19 protein-coding genes are annotated in these 17419 nt (G+C 69.1%); 5 read left to right on the plus strand and 14 right to left on the minus strand.

Features of this window, described 5'->3' with window-relative positions; all coding sequences use genetic code 11:
* The first annotated feature begins 116 nt into the window (after positions 1 to 116).
* Together ACFCVM_RS19395 and ACFCVM_RS19400 are read left to right on the plus strand one after the other, a co-directional pair.
* The gene (locus tag ACFCVM_RS19395) at positions 117 to 1157 is read left to right on the plus strand and encodes an alpha/beta fold hydrolase (protein WP_375838375.1); all 1041 of its coding nucleotides are present in this window, start codon (positions 117 to 119) and stop codon (positions 1155 to 1157) included.
* Positions 1158 to 1167: 10 nt separating this feature from the next.
* Complete coding sequence (locus tag ACFCVM_RS19400) at positions 1168 to 1836, plus strand: class I SAM-dependent methyltransferase (RefSeq protein WP_375838376.1); 669 nt, start codon at positions 1168 to 1170, stop codon at positions 1834 to 1836.
* A 38-nt stretch (positions 1837 to 1874) separates the two neighbouring features.
* Here the strand turns inward: ACFCVM_RS19400 and ACFCVM_RS19405 are convergent, their stop codons facing one another.
* Entirely contained in the window at positions 1875 to 2255 is a 381-nt protein-coding gene (locus ACFCVM_RS19405; RefSeq protein ID WP_375838377.1) for a winged helix-turn-helix transcriptional regulator, read from the minus strand.
* Between the two features lie 101 nt (positions 2256 to 2356).
* Here ACFCVM_RS19405 and ACFCVM_RS19410 point away from each other — a divergent pair, with 101 nt between their 5' ends.
* Both ACFCVM_RS19410 and ACFCVM_RS19415 read left to right on the plus strand, forming a co-directional pair.
* Positions 2357 to 3715, plus strand: coding sequence for an MFS transporter (locus ACFCVM_RS19410; protein WP_375838378.1), 1359 nt, complete (start codon positions 2357 to 2359; stop codon positions 3713 to 3715).
* A gap of 48 nt (positions 3716 to 3763) precedes the next feature.
* On the plus strand, positions 3764 to 5173 hold the full coding sequence (locus ACFCVM_RS19415) for an APC family permease (protein WP_375838379.1): 1410 nt from the start codon (positions 3764 to 3766) through the stop codon (positions 5171 to 5173).
* 41 nt (positions 5174 to 5214) lie between these two features.
* Here the strand turns inward: ACFCVM_RS19415 and ACFCVM_RS19420 are convergent, their stop codons facing one another.
* The 7 genes from ACFCVM_RS19420 to ACFCVM_RS19450 all read right to left on the minus strand — a co-directional run bounded on the left by ACFCVM_RS19420 (position 5215) and on the right by ACFCVM_RS19450 (position 12844).
* Positions 5215 to 6288, minus strand: a complete 1074-nt coding sequence (locus ACFCVM_RS19420; protein WP_375838380.1) for a sensor histidine kinase — start codon at positions 6286 to 6288, stop codon at positions 5215 to 5217.
* Positions 6289 to 6298: 10 nt separating this feature from the next.
* Positions 6299 to 6988 carry a response regulator transcription factor gene (locus ACFCVM_RS19425; protein WP_375838381.1) on the minus strand — a complete coding sequence of 230 codons (690 nt, stop codon included), beginning with the start codon at positions 6986 to 6988 and terminating at the stop codon, positions 6299 to 6301.
* 69 nt (positions 6989 to 7057) lie between these two features.
* The gene (locus ACFCVM_RS19430) at positions 7058 to 8383 is read right to left on the minus strand and encodes a flavin monoamine oxidase family protein (protein WP_375838382.1); all 1326 of its coding nucleotides are present in this window, start codon (positions 8381 to 8383) and stop codon (positions 7058 to 7060) included.
* 68 nt (positions 8384 to 8451) lie between these two features.
* Positions 8452 to 9723: a caspase family protein gene (locus tag ACFCVM_RS19435; RefSeq protein ID WP_375838412.1), complete on the minus strand. Its 1272-nt coding sequence runs from the start codon at positions 9721 to 9723 to the stop codon at positions 8452 to 8454.
* A 94-nt stretch (positions 9724 to 9817) separates the two neighbouring features.
* Complete coding sequence (locus ACFCVM_RS19440; RefSeq protein WP_375838383.1) at positions 9818 to 10489, minus strand: hypothetical protein; 672 nt, start codon at positions 10487 to 10489, stop codon at positions 9818 to 9820.
* A 207-nt stretch (positions 10490 to 10696) separates the two neighbouring features.
* On the minus strand, positions 10697 to 11359 hold the full coding sequence (locus ACFCVM_RS19445) for a LuxR C-terminal-related transcriptional regulator (RefSeq protein WP_375838384.1): 663 nt from the start codon (positions 11357 to 11359) through the stop codon (positions 10697 to 10699).
* Between the two features lie 288 nt (positions 11360 to 11647).
* Entirely contained in the window at positions 11648 to 12844 is a 1197-nt protein-coding gene (locus ACFCVM_RS19450; RefSeq protein WP_375838385.1) for a PLP-dependent aminotransferase family protein, read from the minus strand.
* A gap of 127 nt (positions 12845 to 12971) precedes the next feature.
* Between ACFCVM_RS19450 and ACFCVM_RS19455 the strand changes: the two genes are divergently transcribed.
* Positions 12972 to 13616 (plus strand): TetR/AcrR family transcriptional regulator, encoded by a 645-nt coding sequence (locus ACFCVM_RS19455; protein ID WP_375838386.1) that lies wholly within the window; start codon positions 12972 to 12974, stop codon positions 13614 to 13616.
* Here ACFCVM_RS19455 and ACFCVM_RS19460 read toward each other — a convergent pair.
* The 6 genes from ACFCVM_RS19460 to fdxA form a co-directional block, all read right to left on the minus strand.
* On the minus strand, positions 13563 to 14669 hold the full coding sequence (locus tag ACFCVM_RS19460; protein WP_375838387.1) for a hypothetical protein: 1107 nt from the start codon (positions 14667 to 14669) through the stop codon (positions 13563 to 13565). The two genes, ACFCVM_RS19455 and ACFCVM_RS19460, sit on opposite strands and share 54 nt — an antisense overlap.
* A gap of 18 nt (positions 14670 to 14687) precedes the next feature.
* The gene (locus tag ACFCVM_RS19465) at positions 14688 to 15059 is read right to left on the minus strand and encodes a DUF4180 domain-containing protein (protein WP_375838388.1); all 372 of its coding nucleotides are present in this window, start codon (positions 15057 to 15059) and stop codon (positions 14688 to 14690) included.
* Between the two features lie 84 nt (positions 15060 to 15143).
* Entirely contained in the window at positions 15144 to 15554 is a 411-nt protein-coding gene (locus ACFCVM_RS19470; RefSeq protein ID WP_375838389.1) for a GreA/GreB family elongation factor, read from the minus strand.
* Positions 15555 to 15792: 238 nt separating this feature from the next.
* Complete coding sequence (locus ACFCVM_RS19475; RefSeq protein ID WP_375838390.1) at positions 15793 to 16425, minus strand: superoxide dismutase; 633 nt, start codon at positions 16423 to 16425, stop codon at positions 15793 to 15795.
* 56 nt (positions 16426 to 16481) lie between these two features.
* The gene (locus tag ACFCVM_RS19480) at positions 16482 to 17003 is read right to left on the minus strand and encodes a flavin reductase family protein (RefSeq protein WP_375838391.1); all 522 of its coding nucleotides are present in this window, start codon (positions 17001 to 17003) and stop codon (positions 16482 to 16484) included.
* Entirely contained in the window at positions 17000 to 17347 is a 348-nt protein-coding gene (fdxA, locus tag ACFCVM_RS19485; RefSeq protein ID WP_375838392.1) for a ferredoxin, read from the minus strand. The genes ACFCVM_RS19480 and fdxA overlap by 4 nt, the downstream gene beginning before the upstream one ends.
* Positions 17348 to 17419: the final 72 nt, after the last annotated feature.

A 17419-nucleotide genomic window follows, 5' to 3' on the forward strand; every position in this document is an offset into this window, starting at 1 on the left:
GCCCCCTCGAGATTGGCAGCAGCATGATCGATCACATCGAACGAGGTGTTGTGATCCCTCGCCTCGACCATCCATACTGGCGCCACGACGGGTTCGATGAATCCCAGAGCCACCTGATGACCGAAGACCTTCTCGTGCACTACGCCGAGTTCGACGGCGCTCCCGTCGCCTGGGCGGCAACGGGCGACGGTCCGCCACTCGTGGTGACCGGCTGGTGGTGCAGCCATCTCCGGCTCAACTGGGCTGACGCCGGGTTCCGGGACTACATCGAGCGCCTCGGTCTGCACCGCACCATCATCCGCTACGACTGGCCCGGCACCGGGCTGTCCGGCGGTGCCGGTGCGCCGCCTGCGACCCTCGAAGAGGAGTACCGCGTGCTGGCGGGCCTCGTCGATGCGCTCGAACTCGACCACTTCGCGCTGCTCGCCGGGTCGTCGGGATGCAGCACCGCCGCGGTGTTCGCCGCGCGCCACCCCGACCGTGTCGACAAGCTCGTGCTGTGCGGCGGTTACGCCCGCGGCGCCGACATCTCGCCGCCGGCAGTGCGCGACACGCTCATCGCCGCGGTGCAGACGCATTGGGGGCTCGGTTCCCGTGTGCTCGCAGACGTCTTCGTCCCCGATGCGTCGGCTCGGGAGCGAGCCGAGTTCGCCGAGTTCCAGCGTCGGTGCGCCACTCCGGAGCAGGCCGCGGCATCCCTGCGCGCTCTGTACGCGTTCGACTGCACCAGCGATCTCGCCGGCATCACGGTGCCGACTCTGGTGCTGCACCGCCGCGACGACCGGGCGATTCGCTTCGAGCTCGGCCAAGATCTCGCCGCTGCCATTCCCGATGCGGAGTTCGTCGCGGTCGACGGCGCGAACCACTTCCCGTGGCGCGGGGATCGAGTGCAGATGGCGAACGAAGTGGTCGCCTTCCTCAACGGCACTTCTTCGGAACGGAAGAACCTGTCTCCGGCTCCGCAGGTGGAACTGACGGGAAGGGAACGCGAGGTGGTCGCCTTGATCGCTCGTGGAATGACCGACTCGGAGATCGCACGGGAGCTGGTGCTCAGTCCGCATACGGTGCACCGGCATGTGGCGAATGTCCGCATCAAGCTGGGCGTCAGTTCCCGCGCGGCGGCTGCGGCATGGGCGACTGCCCATGGCGTCCTGTGAGGTGAGAGAGATGAGCAGTCGCCCCATCACGCACGTGCATGCCCAGCCGTTCGATCACTTCGTGCGCGGACGCTTCAACGCCTGGTTCTTCGCAACGCTCGACACCTATGTCAACCGCGTGACCGAGCCTCTCAAACAGGCGGCGTTCGGGAGCCTCGAGGCGACGACCGTGGTCGAACTCGGCCCCGGCGTCGGTTCGAACCTGAAGTATCTGCCCTCGGGAGCACTGCTCGTCGCTGTCGAACCCAACACCCGCATGCACGCTGCCCTCGCGACTCGTTGCGAGCGAGCCGGAGTCGAGCTCCGACTCATCGCCGACTACGCAGAACGGATGCCTCTCGCCGACGCATCGGTCGATGAAGTGATCTGCTCCCTCGTGCTGTGCACCGTGCCCGACCCCGACGCCGTGGTAAGAGAAGTGCGGCGTGTGCTCCGGCCCGGGGGGAGGTTCCGTTTCGTCGAACACGTCGCAGCGCCACCGCGGAGCGCGCGATCCCGGGTGCAGCGCGCACTGCGCGGGCCGTGGGCGTGGACGTTCGAGGGATGCGATCTGCATCGCGACACCGGCGCGGTCATCGAAGGTGCCGGGTTCGAGCGCACCTCGATGTTCGAGCGGGTGCTGCGTGGCAGCGTCTTCTACCCGGTCAACACCGCGATCTGCGGGATCGCCTGGCGGTGAAGCCCGGTCAGGTTGCGGGTTCTGCCCCGGTACTCCCGTCAGCCCGATGGGCTCGAAACCCGGTCGGTCGACGAGCGCTGCTGTTCTGCGTACTGCGTGCCCCAGCGAGTCAACTCTCCGAGCAGCGGCGTTGCGCTGACTCCGAGTTCGCTCAGCCGGTACTCGACCTTCGGCGGCACCTGTCGGTACACCGTGCGCGTGATGAGGCCGTCTTCTTCGAGCTCGCGCAGCTGGCGGGTGAGCACGCGCGACGTCGGATCCTGAAGGAGCCGGCCGAGTTCCCCGAACCGCAGCACCTCGTGCTCGCCGAGGAGGGTGAGGATGCTCGGCTTCCAGGCTCCGCCGAGCACGGCGATCGACACCTCGGCGTCACACGAATCGGACCACTCGCGGACGATCCGTTCCGTCTTCTCCCTCATGGAGAGCTCCCTCCTGTCGGCAGTGACAGTATCCAATAGGTAAGTACGTGACAAATCTGTCGGTACTTGCACCTCTTGGTTGTACTTTACAGACTCGTGATGTGACTTCACCCACCGCCATCATCGAATCGCGCTCGACCCTCCGCCTCTGGCTCGCGATGGTCCCACTGCTCCTCGGAATCTTCATCGGGGCGCTCGCGATCAGCAGCGTCTCCACCGCTCTTCCCCGAATACGTGCCGACCTGACCTTCACCGACACCGAGGGACTCTGGTTCGTCGACATCTACTCGCTCTCGTTGGCCGCAACCCTCATCGTCGCCGCGCGGATCGGCGACGCATTCGGTCGCAAGCGGATCGTCATCATCGGTCTCGCGGGATTCGCGGTGCTCAACGCCGTCGGAGGCCTCGCGGACAGCGGGACCCTGCTCATCGTCATCCGCGGGCTGCTCGGTGTCGCCGAAGCGTTCGTCGTCGCCGGAGTGGTCGCCACCATCGGCGCCAACTACCAGGCCAGGGAGCGCGTGCTGGCGTACGGCCTGTGGACGGCGACGTTCGGCGTCGGAAGCGCACTCGGTCCCGTCCTGGGAGGGCTGCTCTCGGACGGACCGGGGTGGCGCTGGCTGCTGCTGGGCAGCGTGCCGCTCGCGGTGCTCGCCGGGGTTCTCGCGTTCTGGTGGGTCCCCGACTCACGCAGTTCCCGACCCCAGTCCTGGGACATCCCGAGCATCGTCTCCTCGATCGTCGCACTCGGCGCCCTCACATTCGCGCTGCACGAGGCGCTCGCGGCGCCGGTGTCCGCCGCGGTGGCCGGTGCGATCGCCGTCGTGAGTCTCGTCTTCTTCATCGCCAGGCAACGACGGTTGAGCGAACCGCTCATCGATATGCGACTGTTCGGGCTGCAGGGGTTCAGCCCCGCCATCGTTCGAGTGCTCATCGCCAGTGGCGTGGCGTCCGGGTCCGTCCTGCTCGTGAGCCTGCATCTGCAGGACACGAGGGGCCAAAGCGCCGCGGAGGCCGGACTCGCGATCCTGCCCCAGGCGGCGGCGATCGCGATCGGCGGCGTGGTCGCCCCGATCGCGCTTCGCTGGATGCGCGCACAGACCCTCACTGTCGTCGCGCTGCTCCTGCAGGCCGCCGGCATGGGATGGCTCGTCATGGACCCGGAGCTCGTCGCGGTGCCACTTGTGTGCGTCGGCCTCGGATTCGGCATCGCTGGAACGCTTGCGGCGACCGCGCTGTTCGACGCGACGACCGACGACGACGCCGGCCAGGTCGGCGCGATCCAGGAGGTCGGCTTCGCGCTCGGCGGCGGGCTCGGCATCGCCATCCTCGGGACGATCGCTGCGGTCTCAGGCGGCGGATTCGCCGCCGCCGCTCTCGTCGCGGCGATCGCGCTCGTCGCCGCGGCGATCCTCCCGCTCGTGCGTCGCCGCACGGCGAGCGGCGCGCGCAGGGGTTGAGCTGGAGGGCAGGATGTGGTCGGCTGTGTTCGGGGGAAGGGGTGCGACATGAACGATGACCCGTCCTGGACGCAAGTCGTCAAGGCCGTCGAGCCGGAGGAGCCGCAACTCAAACGGGTGCTCGGCCCCGGGCTGCTGCTCCTGTTCATCGTCGGGGACATCCTCGGCACGGGCATCTACGCGCTCACAGGCCAGGTCGCCGCTGAGGTCGGCGGTGCAGCCTGGCTGCCCTTCCTGCTCGCGTTCGCGGTGGCGACCGTGACGGCCTTCTCATACCTCGAGCTCGTCACGAAGTACCCGCAGGCCGCCGGCGCGGCGCTCTACACGCACAAGGCGTTCGGCATCCACTTCTTCACGTTCATCGTGTGCTTCATCGTGATGACCTCGGGAATCACCTCGGCGTCGACGGCCTCGCGCGCGTTCGCCGCGAACCTGCTCGTCGCATTCGGAATTCCGGATGCCACGGTGACGACGATGCTCATCGCGCTCGCGTTCATCGTGCTGATCATGCTGGTGAACCTGCGCGGTGTGAGCGAGAGCGTGTGGCTGAACGTCTTCCTGACCCTCGTGGAGCTGTCGGGCCTGCTGCTCGTCATCCTCATCGGCATGTGGGCGATCGCCGGCGGCAATGCCGACTGGTCGCGGGTCGTGGCCTTCGAGACGCCGGAAGACAAGGGCGTGCTGCTCGCGGTCAGTACGGCGACGTCGTTGGCGTTCTTCGCCATGGTCGGCTTCGAGGACTCGGTCAACATGGCGGAAGAGACGAAGGACCCGAGTCGCATCTTCCCGAAGATGATGCTGAGCGGGCTCGGCATCGCGGCGGTGATCTACGTGCTGGTGTCGATCACGGTGGTGGCCCTCGTGCCGATCGGCGAACTCGTCGGCAGCGAGACGCCGCTCGTGACGGCGGTCGAGGCTGCGGCGCCCGGGTTCCCGATCAACGACCTGTTGCCGTTCATCTCGATGTTCGCGGTCGCCAACACCGCGCTGATCAACATGATGATGGCGAGCCGGCTCCTCTACGGCATGAGCCGGCAGGAGGTGCTGCCCCCGTTCCTCGGCAAGGTCGCACCGAAGCGGCAGACGCCGTGGGCGGCGATCCTGTTCACGAGCGCGCTCGCCGCGGGCCTCATCGTCTACGTCTCGCTCGACGCCGAGGGCTCGATCGTCGCCCTGCTCGGCGGCACGACCTCGCTCCTGCTGCTCACCGTGTTCGCGATCGTCAACGTGACCGTGCTGGTGCTTCGGCGGCAGCCCGTCGACCACAAGCACTTCCGCACGCCCACGGTTCTGCCGGTGATCGGTGCGATCACGTGCCTCTACCTGGTGTTCCCATGGACCTCCGGTCGTCCGGCCGGGCAGTACGGAATCGCGATCGCGCTCCTGGCGATCGGCGTCGTGCTGTGGATCGCCGAGCGCGTGTACACGGCGGCTCGGCGGCGACGCGTCCGCGTGTGAACCGGAACCGGTCGCGCTCGACCTGATCGACGAACAGCGAGTCAGACGACGCCGGCCGGTGCGGCGGGGAGCTGCACCGTCACGCGCATCCCGCCCTCGGGGCGGCCCGCGATCGCGAGCGTTCCCTCGTGCGCCTGAGCGATGCTCTTGACGATCGCGAGGCCGAGGCCGACCCCGCCGTGGTCGCCGCGGATGCGTTCGCTGCCGCGCTGGAACGGCTCGGTGAGCGTGGCGACGAGACCCGGCGGGAGCTGCTCGCCGGTGTTCTCGACCGTCAACGTGACCGATCCGTCGTCGACAGCGGTCGTGAGCGATGCGGTGCCGTGTTCGGGCACGTTGTGAACGATGGCGTTGTGCAGCAGGTTCGTGGTCATCTGCAGCAGGAGCGCGCGCGATCCGAGGGTGAGCGCAATAACCCCGGATGTCTCGATGATGACGCCGCGCCGCTCGGCCATCGGCAGGAGCGTCTCCGCGGCCTCCTCGGCGAGGAGCGAGAGGTCGACGACCTCACGGGTGAAGGAACGCTGGTCGGCACGGCTGAGCAGGAGCAGCGCCTCGGTGAGGTCGATGGCTCGGGTGTTCACCGCACTGAGACGGTCGATGAGTGCTGGGCCGACATTGCTCGGATCGCTGTGCGCGACCTCGAGCATCGTCTGCGTGATCGCGAGCGGGGTCCGCAGCTCGTGCGAGGCGTTCGCTGCGAACCGCTGCTGTTCGGCGACGTGCGCCTCGAGCCGTGCGAGCATCGCGTCGAAGCTGTCGGCGAGTTCTCGGAACTCGTCGTTCCGGCCCTCCAGATCGATGCGATACGAGAGCGACCCGTCGGCCGCTCGGCGGGTGGCCTCGGTGATGCGATCGAGCGGCACGAGCATGCGGCCGGCGAGGAACCAGCCGCCCAGCAACCCGAGGGCCAGGAGGAACAGCAGCACCCAGATGACGACAGGGCCGAACGCGCGGATGAGGTCGTTCTGCCCGGGCACGAATCCGCCGATCGTCTGGACTGCATGAGTGGGCACGTAGCGCAGGAGGTAGAGCCATACCGCGGCCAACAACAGGGCGCTCGCCACCATCAGGAAGCCGGCGTAACTGAGCGTGAGCTTCAGCCGAACGCTCATTCCGGGCGCTCTATTCACCATGGCCTGCCTCGCCGACGGCGCCGGGGCCGATGCGATAGCCGACCCCGGGCACCGTGGCGATGATCCACGGCTCGCCGAGCCGTTTCCGCAGCGCCGAGACGGTGATGCGCACGGCGTTCGTGAACGGGTCGGCGTTCTCGTCCCATGCCCGCTCGAGCAGCTCTTCGGCACTGATCACCCCGCCCTCCGCGGCGACGAGCACCTCGAGTACCGCGAACTGCTTGCGGGTCAATGCGACGTACCGGCCGTCTCGGTAGACCTCGCGCCGGAACGGGTCCAGGCGCAGCCCGGCGATCTCGCGCACGGGCGGCCGGCTGTGCGCCCGCCTGCGGTCGAGCGCTCGAAGCCTGAGCACGAGCTCCTCCAACTCGAACGGCTTGGTCAGGTAGTCGTCGGCGCCGAGGCCGAACCCGGAGGCCTTGTCGTCCAGTCGATCGGCTGCAGTGAGCATCAGGATCGGCATGCCGCTGCCGGAGGCGACGATGCTCTCGGCGACCTCGTCGCCGGACGGCCCCGGAATGTCGCGGTCGAGCACGGCGATGTCGTAGGCGTTGATGCTCAACAGCTCGAGCGCGGTGTCCCCGTCACCGGCGATGTCAGCTGCGATCGCCTCCAGTCGCAACCCGTCGCGAATGGCCTCCGCCATGAAGGGCTCGTCTTCAACCACCAGCACACGCATACTCGCAATGCTAGGAGCCGGAGCATATCGCGGGCGTATCAATACGTGACCGTCAGCGCGCGTCGCGACTCATCCGGCCCACACCGCATCGATCGGGATGTCGCGGCCCACGATCCTCGACGCCGCCCGATGACCGGAGAACAGCGCCGCGGGCACCGTCGCCGGGTCGTCCGTCCAGGTCGCTTCGCCGGCCAGGTGGAGGACACCGCCGACCGGTGTCGCGAGCTCGTCGTGATCGGCCGTCGTCGAGCCGAGCGTCATGTACGCGTACGAACCGCGTGCGAACGGGTCGTCCTGCCACGCCGTGACGTGCGCGTGGCTCGGCTGCTCCACGCGCTCGCCGTAGAGCCTGCGGAGTTGCACGAGAACGGATTCGACGACCTGCTCGTCGGTCCACTCCCGGGTCGCACGCGCCGCCGGCCCGGCCGCGAAGGTGAGGAGCGTGGGCGTGCCGTGGAGGTCGGTGAGGTCGTACCAGGAGTGCCACCAGCGGCTCTCGGGCCCCTGCTGCCGAACCGCGTAGACGCCGTCGTCCCAGAACTTCGTCGGGAACCGCAGGAAGACCTTCTCGAACTCGTTCATGGCGAGCCTGCCCAGGGCGCCGGCGACGGGCTCGGGCAGCGGCGGCTCGATGATGAAGTCGTCGGACTGGAGCACACCCACCGGCACGGTCACCACGACGTTGCCGGCCGTGAAGTCGCCGCGTCCGGTCGTGACGGCGACACCGTCGGTCGACCATCGCACTCGCGAGACGACGTGTTCGAGGCGGAGGTCGAGCCCCGCGGCGAGGTGCTCGGGCAGTCGGCCGTAGCCGTCGGGGAAGACCACTTCGTCGCCGTCGATGGAGTCGTCGTCGAGGCCGTGCGCGGCGAGATCCTCGATCCATGCGCCGTACTGCTCCTCCGCCCGGTGCTCCAGGAACTCGCGCACGCGCTGGGTGCGATCGGCGTCCCATCCCTGCTCGGCGAGTGCCGTCTCGGTGACGTCGCGGTACGAGGCATCCGTGTCGGAGGCCGCGACGGCCTCGACGAGCGCGGCATCGACCGCACGGATGTCCTCGGCGAACCGGTGCGCGGCGGCATCTGAGAGTCGGCCGCCGTCGGGACCGTAGTACGCGATCGGACGGCTGTCGGGCTGGTACCCGCCGACCGTGAACTCGACCGTCGGCATGCCGAACGCCTCGGTCGCCGCGGCGACCGGGCTGTCGGTGACGCCGTGGATCCACGATGCGCCGAGGTCGGTGACGTGCCCGTCACGGCGGTCGGTCCAGACCCTGCCGCCCACCCGGTCGCGGGCCTCGAGCACGACGACCCGCCAGCCGGCCTTCGTCAGCAGGCGCGCGGCGGTCAGCCCGGCCACACCTGCACCGATCACGATCGTGTCGACGTCGACCATCGGGCGTACCTCCCTCGGAGCGCGTGCCTCACGCCCTCCGACGATACCGCTCGACGTCCCCGGAGCACTCAGATCGTCAGGGGCTTCTGGCCCTCGAACGCCGGATCCCGTGGGGTGGCCCAGAACAGGTTGGGTGATTGCGTGGCCGGCATGTCGGCGAGGATCCTGGCGTGGAGATCGGCGTAGTCCCTCGCCAGGGGCCATTTGAGCTTGAGTTCCCTGGTGAACGCGCCGTTCTGATGTCCGCTCGGATCAGGGTGCCCGTCGCTCGAGGTCTGATTGTCCTGGCAGCCCGAGATAAGCAGGACCTTGCACTGGGGAGGCGGTGCGCCGGCAGCACGGCTCACGGCTTCGGCGTAGAGGTCGGCGCGGAGCAGCAGGTCCCTGCTCGCGTAGCCCCTGTCGAGGAGGCGGGGGAGATCGACGGTTCCCGTCGCTCGACTGGTCGCCGGCGGCTCGACGAGCGTGCTGACGACCAGGTCCGCCAGCTCGCGCGATGCTCCGGCCCGGCGATCGCCCGCCTGCTGGAGAACCGGTGCCATCGTCTCGGACAACGTCGTCGCGAACCGAGCCGCGAGTGCCGGCGAGAGGACGGCGCGCCGCGCGACGACGACCTGCTCGGTCGCATGCGACAGCTGCGTGGTCAGCATCTCGAGTTCTCGAGTGACCGTGCCGCTGTGGCAGCTGTCCGAGATCACGATGACCCGCACGTCCGGTGCGAACAACCCCCACAGCGCGTAGAGCTCGTCGTCGATGAGTTGACGATCCCACAGGACCCAGGTCTCGCTTCGCAGGTCGGGTTCGGCTGGATCCGGGACCTGACTGCCGTGCCCGGAGTACGTGATCAGGAAGATGTCACCGCTCGTGAGCTGCTGGGCGGCAGTCCGGATTCCGTCGATCACCGCGGCCGACGTGGCAGCGCTGTCGAGCAGTTGGCGAACCCGGAAGCCCTGGCCCTGGGCCAGATCGCGCATGTCGTTCGCGTCGTTGACGCATCCGGCGAGCGGTGGAACATTGAACGGGTATGCGGCCAGATCGACGTTGTTGAGCCCGATGTGCAACGACAGCCCCGTCGGTGTGTGGCCGGAGGGGGCGCCGGACTCGAGCACCGCCTCGGTCAGCGCGGCGATCGTCAGCGGGCCGGCGGCCCCGTCGGGGACGAGGCCCGCCGAGCGCTGGAACGCCACCACGGCGGAGTGCGTCCGGTGCCCGAAGTCACCGTCGGCGGGGCCGGGATCGAAGCCGGCCTCGGTGAGCAGCTCCTGAAGGCGACGAACGTCCTCTCCCTTGCTCCCGCGGCGGAGTGTGCGAGCGAACACCGCTCGATTCATCCCGAGCATGAGAATCCCTTTCGTGAGATGTGCCAGCAAGCGGCGGAGGCTGCGGTGATGGCCGCCCCCGCCGCGATGAGGTGGAACCCGGTTTCGCCGAGGCTCACCAGGCTTGTGCGCCAACGTCCCGACCGCCACCGAAGATCGAACTCAGGATCGACGGTGCGGCCTGCAGGAACGGAGGGATGAACGAGCCGAGCAGCGGCCCGATGAATCGCTCCGAGACCTCGCGGTCGGAGATCGGCGGTGGCGTCCCGTCGGCGCCGCGCTGCCTGTTGAACAGTCCGATGATGGACGGCGCGGCCGAGATGAGGGCGGGGACCACGGCAGCCAGGAACGGCAGGAACCGCTCGTTCTCCTCCTCGACGCTCCGGGGGGCCGGTCGGCCCTGCAGGGCGGTGACGATTCCGGGCACCGCGTCCAGGAGCTTCGGCAGCAGGGCGCCGAGAATCGAGCTGAAGTCGCGCGAGACGGCGTCCGCGTCGCGTTGCTCAGGGATTCCCAGCTCCCGTCGGCGCTGCTGGAGCATTCCGAAGACGACCGGCGCGACCTTCGGAATCACGTCCGTCACGATGCTCTGCAGGATGCTGCCGAAGAAGCGCTGCTGATCCTCGCCGACCGCCGTCGCTCCCGGTACGGCGGGGGTGGCCGCGGTGTCGGGACCGAGGTCGCGCTGGGAGGTACTGCCCTGTGCGGCAGCGAGGCTTCTCGCCAGGGCATCGACGAGGTCGCGCGTCTCCTCGTCCAGCGTTCGTTGTTGCGTTGCCTCGGCCATCTCTGTTCTCCCTTCATGGGGCTGCGAGCCCGTCGCGGACAGCGGCTCAGCGTCGCGACACGGGCGCCGTTCGGCGTCCGACTCCTCGATCCCGATGTGGCGCCCAGCGTCGCCCGCGATGCGGACGGCCGCACCCGCCCCCGCGATGGAACCGCGGTCGAGATCCGAGGTCGAGTGCGGACTCGACCTCCACCTCGACCGGTGGAGTCAGGCCCGTCGCGAATCGCCCCGGCCGCCACCGCCGACGAAGATCTCGGTGCGGTGGGCGACGCCGAGCTTCATCAGGATCGAGTGGACGTGCGTCTTGACCGTCGACTCTCCGACGACGAGTCGAGAGGCGATCTGCCGGTTCGTGAGCCCCTGACCGACGAGGTCGGCGACGAGCGCCTCTCGTGGGGTGAGGGCTGCGCCGGCGGGCAGCGCGCCGAAGACGGCCGGCGGCTCAGGATGTCGCTGCAGTGCGTGCAGGAGGAGCGCGGCGATGCGCGGGCTGCACGACGACTCGCCCCTGAGCGCGAGGCGCACCGCTTCGACGATGTCCTCGATCGGCTGATCCGCGTCGAGGAACCCCGTGAGCCCCGCTTCGGCCGCGCGGATGACGAGTTCCGAGTGATCCCTGCGCGGTTCGATCCCAATTCCCACCAGCAACGTCCGTGGCGCGGCGCGATGTACGGCCCCGAGAACCCAGAGGAAGTCGGCGACGGCGAAGTCGATGAGTGCGACAGGAGGTTGCCGCGGCACGATCGACGAGACGGCATCGACGAAGGAGGTGGCCTGCGCGACGATTCGGAATTCGGAGTCCGATGCGAAGGTGGCGGCGAGTGCTTCCCTGTAGGCGCGCACCGGTGCGATCAGCGCGATGTCGGTCATGGCGCTCTCCCCGGAGGGGCGTCATCGATCGTGCGCCCTCGTGATGACAAGGGTGCCGCCGTCACCTCGACCTCCGAACCCTGCGCTGTCTCGCTCGCGCATGGCCGCACGAGTCCGGCGCGTCAGCTCGAACCGCTGCGCTCGCGCCTGGGTGATTGCGAAGGACGAGTCCGCGCGTGCGAGAACTCGGTGAGCCGCACTACCCCCGTCATACTCGCAAGCGTCTCGAGCGAGCAGTCCTCACTTTGGAGGACTGTTCGTGCTGCCGCGCCATGACCGGTGCGCAGATCACGTCGCGGGCATGAAACCCGTGCGGAACGATCGCTCCAGGCGTCCGAGTCCCTCGCGGATGGTGGCCGGTTCGTAGGTCGTGAACGAGAGCCGCATCGTGGCGGGATCGGGTCGCTCCGCGTAGAACGGCGCGCCCGGCACGTAGGCCACCGACTGCTCGATCGCCGCCGTGAGATGGTGGGCGGCGTCGTGGCCGGGTGGCAAGGTCGCCCACACGAACATCCCGCCGTGCGGGGTGCTCCACGTGCTCCCGGCCGGAAGCGCCTGCGGCAGGGCCGAGAGCATCGCGTCCCGGCGCTGGCCGTAGGCGACGCGGATGCGGTCGAGGGCGGTCTCGAGGCCGCCGGTGGTCAGGTAGTGCGCGGCGGCAGCCTGGTCGACGGTCGAAGTGTGCAGGTCGGCGGCCTGCTTCGTCACGACGACGGTGGAGTGGATGTCGGCTCGGGTCCGGATCCAGCCGAGCCGGAGACCCGGCGCGAGCACCTTCGAGAAGCTGCCGACCGTGATGACGTGGTCGTTCGCGAAGGCGGCGAGATACGGCAGCGGATCGCCCGAATAGCGCAGTTCGCGGTACGGCTCGTCTTCGACGATGCGGAAGCCGTGCTCGGTGGCGAGTGCGGCGAGCGCCTCGCGCGTCGTGACGTCGAGGCTCGTGCCGGTGGGGTTCTGGAACGTCGGCACCGTGTACATGAGCTTCGGGCGGTGCTGCTCGGCCAGCCGGTTCAGTGCATCGAGGTCGATGCCGTCGACGGTGGTGGGCACCCCGACGATCCGTGCTCCGGCGAGCGTGAAGGCCTGGAGTGCGGCGAGGTAGCTCGGGCGCTCGACGAACACGGTGTCGCCCGGGTCGAGCAGTGACATCGCCAGGAGGCTGAGTGCCTGCTGCGACCCGGTCGTCACGAGGATCTCGTCGCGCGTCGTGGGCAGGCCCTGGGCGGTGTAGCGGTCGGCGATGAACTCGCGGAGCGCCGGGTTGCCTTCGCTCGTCGAGTACTGCAGCCCGCCGGGTTGCCGCAGCGCCGCGTCGAAGGCGCGTCGGAGTCCGTCGAGGTCGAAGTGCTCGGGGGCGGGCAGGCCGCCGGCGAATGAGATGACGTCGGGGTTCTCGGTGAGCGCGAGGAGATCGCGCACCGGCGATCGCGTCGTGCCGCCGGAACGCTGCGACGGGCGGGGGAGTACGGCTGAATCGGGCATGGCACCTCACCGGCGGAGAAGGGGAACATCAGGATCTGGTGGCCGTCTCGATCGTGTCCCCGGCCGGGCGAGGCCGCCATCGTGGTCGGATGGCGGGCTCGTACCCTTACGGTACAGAATGTATCGTATGGCGGCAACGGCGTTGGGGCGACCACGGCACGAGAGCATCGATCGGGCGATCCTCGACGCGGCAGCGCGGATCATCGAGCTCGAGAACTATCGAGCGCTCACCATCGGGCGAGTGGCTCAGGATGCCGCGACGACGCGTGCCGCCGTGTACCGACGCTTCCGCACGACCGCCGAGCTCGCGATCGCGGTGCTCGGCGATCGCTTCGGCACCGACCCGGGCATCGACACGGGCGATCTCGAGACCGATCTCCGGATGATCCAGCGGCATCGCCTCGAGCTGTTCAACCATCCGCTCATCGTGCGCGGGCTTCCGGGGCTGATCGACGACCTCTCGCTCCAAACCGATGCCGCGCGGCGCTTCTCCGAGGAGTTCCTCGGGCCTCGGCGCACGGCGACCACGCGTGCCGTGCAGCGTGCGATCGATCGCGGATCCGTCGATGCATCCGTCGATGTGGAGTGGGTCAGCGACCTGCTCACCGGCCCGCTCCTCATGCGCGCGCTGCTGCCCGGCCTGCAGACGATCGACGAGGCGCTGATCGAGCACACCATCGGCGCCGCCATGACCGAACTGGGCCGGCGGACGGCGGGCTCAGGTGACGATGTCCTCGATGATCGAGGCCACGCCGATCAGGAACACGAGTAGCCCGGCTGCGATCCAGAGCCACTCGACACGAGGAGTGAGGCGCCGGCCCTGTGCGGCGACGCCGGGTGGCGGACGGTGGATCACCGGAGCCTCGCCGGTCGACTGCGTGACGTGAGTGGCGCCGAGTCGCTCGTCGCGCCAGCGCTCCCATCGCGCCACCTGCTCGGTCAGCGCATCGACGACGGAGAACAGCCAGCGCCACGTCTCCGGATCGAGCGTCGACAGATCCTTGCGCGAGTACAGGAACATGTGATCGTCGACGATCTCGACGTCGAGCTCAGCCGCCGTGTCGATGAATCCGGCCATCACCTCGGGCGTGAACAGGTAGAGCGCATCGGTCTCGTACCCGTCGGGGCAGTAGAGCTCGAAGTACCGGTCGAAGTCGCCCTCGAGACGCAGCCGCTGACTCCGCGCGAACTCGACGGGCAGGTTCCGGCGACCGAGCGAGTTGTTGCCTCTCGCATCGAGCACGACGTGCGGCAGCGACGCCGGCAGCCGGATCGCGACGTAGCCCCACCGGTGCTGCTCGCGGCTCTTGCCCTCGCCCGTCGTCGCGTGATGGTTGGCGATGGAGACGGGATGCCTCCCGGCCCGCGACACCACGTCGTAGGCGAGCTCCGTGCCGCCGCGCGTGAAGATCATGCCGGGGAACGCGGGGCCCGGCTGCACCGGTGCGTAGGTCATGCCGTTCGCCTCGGCGAATCGGTGGAGGCGGTACTGGCGCCGACCGGCGCGACGGACGAGTGCGCGAACCACGAGCACGGCGGACACGAGGACGAACCCGAGATACGGGACGAGCAGGAACCACGCCGCGAAGCCCTCGCCCGGGTCTGAGGGCGCGAACAGGTCATCGCCGAGCAGCGACGTCCAGAAGGCGAGCAGCACGAGGGCCGCGACGAGGAGCAGCGCCGGCCAGAATGCGGTGGCGAGGCTCGGCCGAACCGACGCCTGCAATCGGGCTCGGTACGTCCGCAACGATGCCCGGTCGATGCGCTCCTCGAGCGCCGTCGTGTCGAGGCGCGTCGCCGTCGACGCGATGCCGCGTTCACGCATGATCGTCGGGGGTCTGCGTCATCGACGTGCGCGGTCGGCGAGCTTCGTGTCGAGCGCGGCGGTGTCGGGCACGAACCAGGCGGCGTCGCCGCGGTTCACCTCCCGCACGAGTGCCGCGAATGCGTCGTCCGCGGCGACGCGCTCCGAGATGTCGCCGACGATCGCGATGCGCAGGCGGTAGTTGCCGAACTTGCCCAGCAGCTCGCCCGCGAACCCGCTCGAGAGGTCGAAGAACGTCTCGTCGAGTCGCTCGACCGGGATCGCGATGAGGCCCGCCTGCGCCGACCAGGCGCCGCCGATGAGATCGGAGGTGTCGTCGTCGGTCGCGATCGTGGGGCCGTCGACGTCGAGGCGATCGATGCGCACTCCGCGGAGCTCTTCGATGGGCATGGCTCCACGCTAACCCCCATCGGCGTCGAACGGGCGGATGCCGCGGGCGACAGTCGCCCGCGGCATCCGCTCGATCGTGGCGGCTCAGCCGAACGGCACCGCTTCGAGCACGGTGACCAGCACCGGGCGGTTCGGCGCCTGATAGGTGACGGCATCGCCGACGTAGCGGCCGGTGATGGCGGAGCCGAGGGGCGAGGTGGGCGAGTACACGTCGAGGTCGACGCTCTCGTCGAGGTCGGCGAGCTCGCGGCTGCCGAGCAGGAAGCTCGTCGGTTCGGCGTCGTCGTCGAATCGCACGGTGATGCGCATGCCGGGCTCGACGAGTCCATCGTCGGGCTTCACGCCCACCTCGGCGTTGCGCACCATCGCGCGGAGCTCGGTCGCTCGGGCCTGCTCGGTGTCGGTCAGGGTCCGGCCGGGCCGGGAGAGCCCGGCGAGTTCGGCTTCGAGCCGCTCCAGCGCGGCAGGGGTCATCCAAACGGATTCCGTGGTCATCGGGGAGTTCCTCCCTCTCGGCGACCCCGTGGGGTCGTCTGGCAAAGAACTTCCCATCCTAGCCGAGCCGCGGTGCCGGGCTACTGGTTCAACCAGGCGATCAGCGTGCCGATCGCGGTGAGGAGGATCAGCGCGAGCAGGCCGTAGCGCCGGAGCTGCACCGCGAGGAGCGCGACCGACGGGCGCCGGCGGGGTCTCCGCCGGCGCCGTGGCGCGCGAGGGGGTTCGGGCGGAGTGCTCAGCTGGCCCTCGGCACGATGAGTCCGTTGGTGGCGGTGCTGGCGGCCGTGAACCGCGCCTGCACGTCGGCCCAGTTCACGATCTCCCAGAAGGCCTTCACGTAGTCGGCGCGGACGTTGCGGTAGTCGAGGTAGTACGCGTGCTCCCAGACGTCCAGCTGCAGCAGCGGGGTCACGCCGAGCGGCGCGTTGCCCTGCTGGTCGAAGAGCTGGAAGATCACGGGGCGGGCGCCGACGCTGTCCCAGGCGAGCACGGCCCAGCCCGATCCCTGCACGCCGAGCGCGGTCGCGGTGAAGTGGGCGCGGAACGCGTCGAACGAGCCGAAGCCGTCGTCGATCGCCGCAGCCAGCTCGCCCTCGGGGGAACCGCCGCCGTCGGGCGACATGTTCTGCCAGAAGACGCTGTGGTTGATGTGGCCGCCGAGGTTGAACGCGAGGTCCTTCTCGAGCTTGTTGACGTTCGCGAGGTTGCCGCTCTCGCGGGCCTCGGCGAGCTGCTCGAGCGCGGTGTTCGCACCCGTGACGTAGGCCTGGTGGTGCTTCGAGTGGTGGAGCTCCATGATCGTCGCCGAGATGTGCGGGTCGAGCGCGGAGTAGTCGTAGGGCAGTTCGGGCAGTGAATAGGCGGGCATCCGGATGCTTCCTTTCGGTGTGCCGATCGCGGGTGCGATGCGGCGGGTGACGGGAGTCAGGCTTCTGGGACGGAGTGGTCGAGGCGGTGGAATCGGCGATCGCGGTACACGAGCGACGGGGCCTGTTCGCCGAGGAACACGTCGAGCACTTCGGCGACGACGAGCGACGAACCGCCGACGGGCACCACGTGCAGCGTACGGCAGCGGAGTGCGGCAGGGGAGTCGGCGAGCCACGGCTCACCGGTCTCGAGCCATGACCAGCCCTGCTCCGCGGTGAAGCGGGGCTGGCCCGAGCGGGCGAAGGCTCGGGCGACGTCGACGTGCTGCGCGCCGAGGAAGTGGACCACCACGCTGTCGGCCGCGAGCAGCGCACCGGCCGAGCCGGTCGCCCGGGTCACCGAGAACGAGAGGGCGGCCGGTTCGGTCGAGACCGATGCGACGCTCGACGCGGTGAGGCCGACGGGTCCGACCGGGGTCATGCCCGTGATGAGGGCGACGCCGGCGGGGTGGTCGCGGAACGCGGCCTTGAACGCGTCGGCGGTGGCGATGGCCCGGCGCACGGTCGCGGCATCCGTCATGCGTGCGCCTCCTGCGGCGGGAGCGCCGCGATGACCGGGTGGTCGAAGGCGAGCATGCCGGTCTTCGCCGCGCCGCCCGGTGAGCCGAGCGCCGGGCCGGCGCCCGTGGAGATCTCGAAGAACTCGACGTTGGCCTTGTAGTAGTCGGCCCACACGTCGGGCAGGTCGTCTTCGTAGTAGATGGCCTCGACGGGGCAGACGGGTTCGCAGGCTCCGCAGTCGACGCATTCGTCGGGATGGATGTAGAGCGAGCGCTCGCCTTCGTAGATGCAGTCGACGGGACACTCGTCGATGCAGGCCTTGTCCTTCACGTCGACGCATGGCAGCGCGATCACATAGGTCACCGGTCGATCACCGACTTCACGATTCGCATGCCTCCACCGTAAAACCTCAAGTACCCTTGAAGTCAAAACGAG

Origin of the sequence: Agromyces sp. NPDC056389 (assembly GCF_042262385.1) — a bacterium.
In the GTDB taxonomy this organism is placed as follows: Bacteria; Actinomycetota; Actinomycetes; order Actinomycetales; family Microbacteriaceae; genus Agromyces.

Bases quoted from the DNA above. Each gene is read 5' to 3' on its own strand.
- ACFCVM_RS19475 (WP_375838390.1), bottom strand. From the start codon at position 16,425: ATGCCCGCCTATTCACTGCCCGAACTGCCCTACGACTACTCCGCGCTC.
- ACFCVM_RS19480 (WP_375838391.1), bottom strand. From the start codon at position 17,003: ATGACGGATGCCGCGACCGTGCGCCGGGCCATCGCCACCGCCGACGCG.
- ACFCVM_RS19415 (WP_375838379.1), top strand. From the start codon at position 3,764: ATGAACGATGACCCGTCCTGGACGCAAGTCGTCAAGGCCGTCGAGCCG.
- ACFCVM_RS19425 (WP_375838381.1), bottom strand. From the start codon at position 6,988: ATGCGTGTGCTGGTGGTTGAAGACGAGCCCTTCATGGCGGAGGCCATT.
- ACFCVM_RS19435 (WP_375838412.1), bottom strand. From the start codon at position 9,723: ATGCTCGGGATGAATCGAGCGGTGTTCGCTCGCACACTCCGCCGCGGG.
- ACFCVM_RS19405 (WP_375838377.1), bottom strand. From the start codon at position 2,255: ATGAGGGAGAAGACGGAACGGATCGTCCGCGAGTGGTCCGATTCGTGT.
- ACFCVM_RS19450 (WP_375838385.1), bottom strand. From the start codon at position 12,844: ATGCCCGATTCAGCCGTACTCCCCCGCCCGTCGCAGCGTTCCGGCGGC.
- ACFCVM_RS19440 (WP_375838383.1), bottom strand. From the start codon at position 10,489: ATGGCCGAGGCAACGCAACAACGAACGCTGGACGAGGAGACGCGCGAC.
- ACFCVM_RS19465 (WP_375838388.1), bottom strand. From the start codon at position 15,059: ATGCCCATCGAAGAGCTCCGCGGAGTGCGCATCGATCGCCTCGACGTC.
- ACFCVM_RS19400 (WP_375838376.1), top strand. From the start codon at position 1,168: ATGAGCAGTCGCCCCATCACGCACGTGCATGCCCAGCCGTTCGATCAC.
- ACFCVM_RS19395 (WP_375838375.1), top strand. From the start codon at position 117: ATGACCGAAGACCTTCTCGTGCACTACGCCGAGTTCGACGGCGCTCCC.
- ACFCVM_RS19445 (WP_375838384.1), bottom strand. From the start codon at position 11,359: ATGACCGACATCGCGCTGATCGCACCGGTGCGCGCCTACAGGGAAGCA.
- ACFCVM_RS19420 (WP_375838380.1), bottom strand. From the start codon at position 6,288: ATGAGCGTTCGGCTGAAGCTCACGCTCAGTTACGCCGGCTTCCTGATG.
- ACFCVM_RS19455 (WP_375838386.1), top strand. From the start codon at position 12,972: ATGGCGGCAACGGCGTTGGGGCGACCACGGCACGAGAGCATCGATCGG.
- ACFCVM_RS19430 (WP_375838382.1), bottom strand. From the start codon at position 8,383: ATGGTCGACGTCGACACGATCGTGATCGGTGCAGGTGTGGCCGGGCTG.
- ACFCVM_RS19470 (WP_375838389.1), bottom strand. From the start codon at position 15,554: ATGACCACGGAATCCGTTTGGATGACCCCTGCCGCGCTGGAGCGGCTC.
- ACFCVM_RS19460 (WP_375838387.1), bottom strand. From the start codon at position 14,669: ATGCGTGAACGCGGCATCGCGTCGACGGCGACGCGCCTCGACACGACG.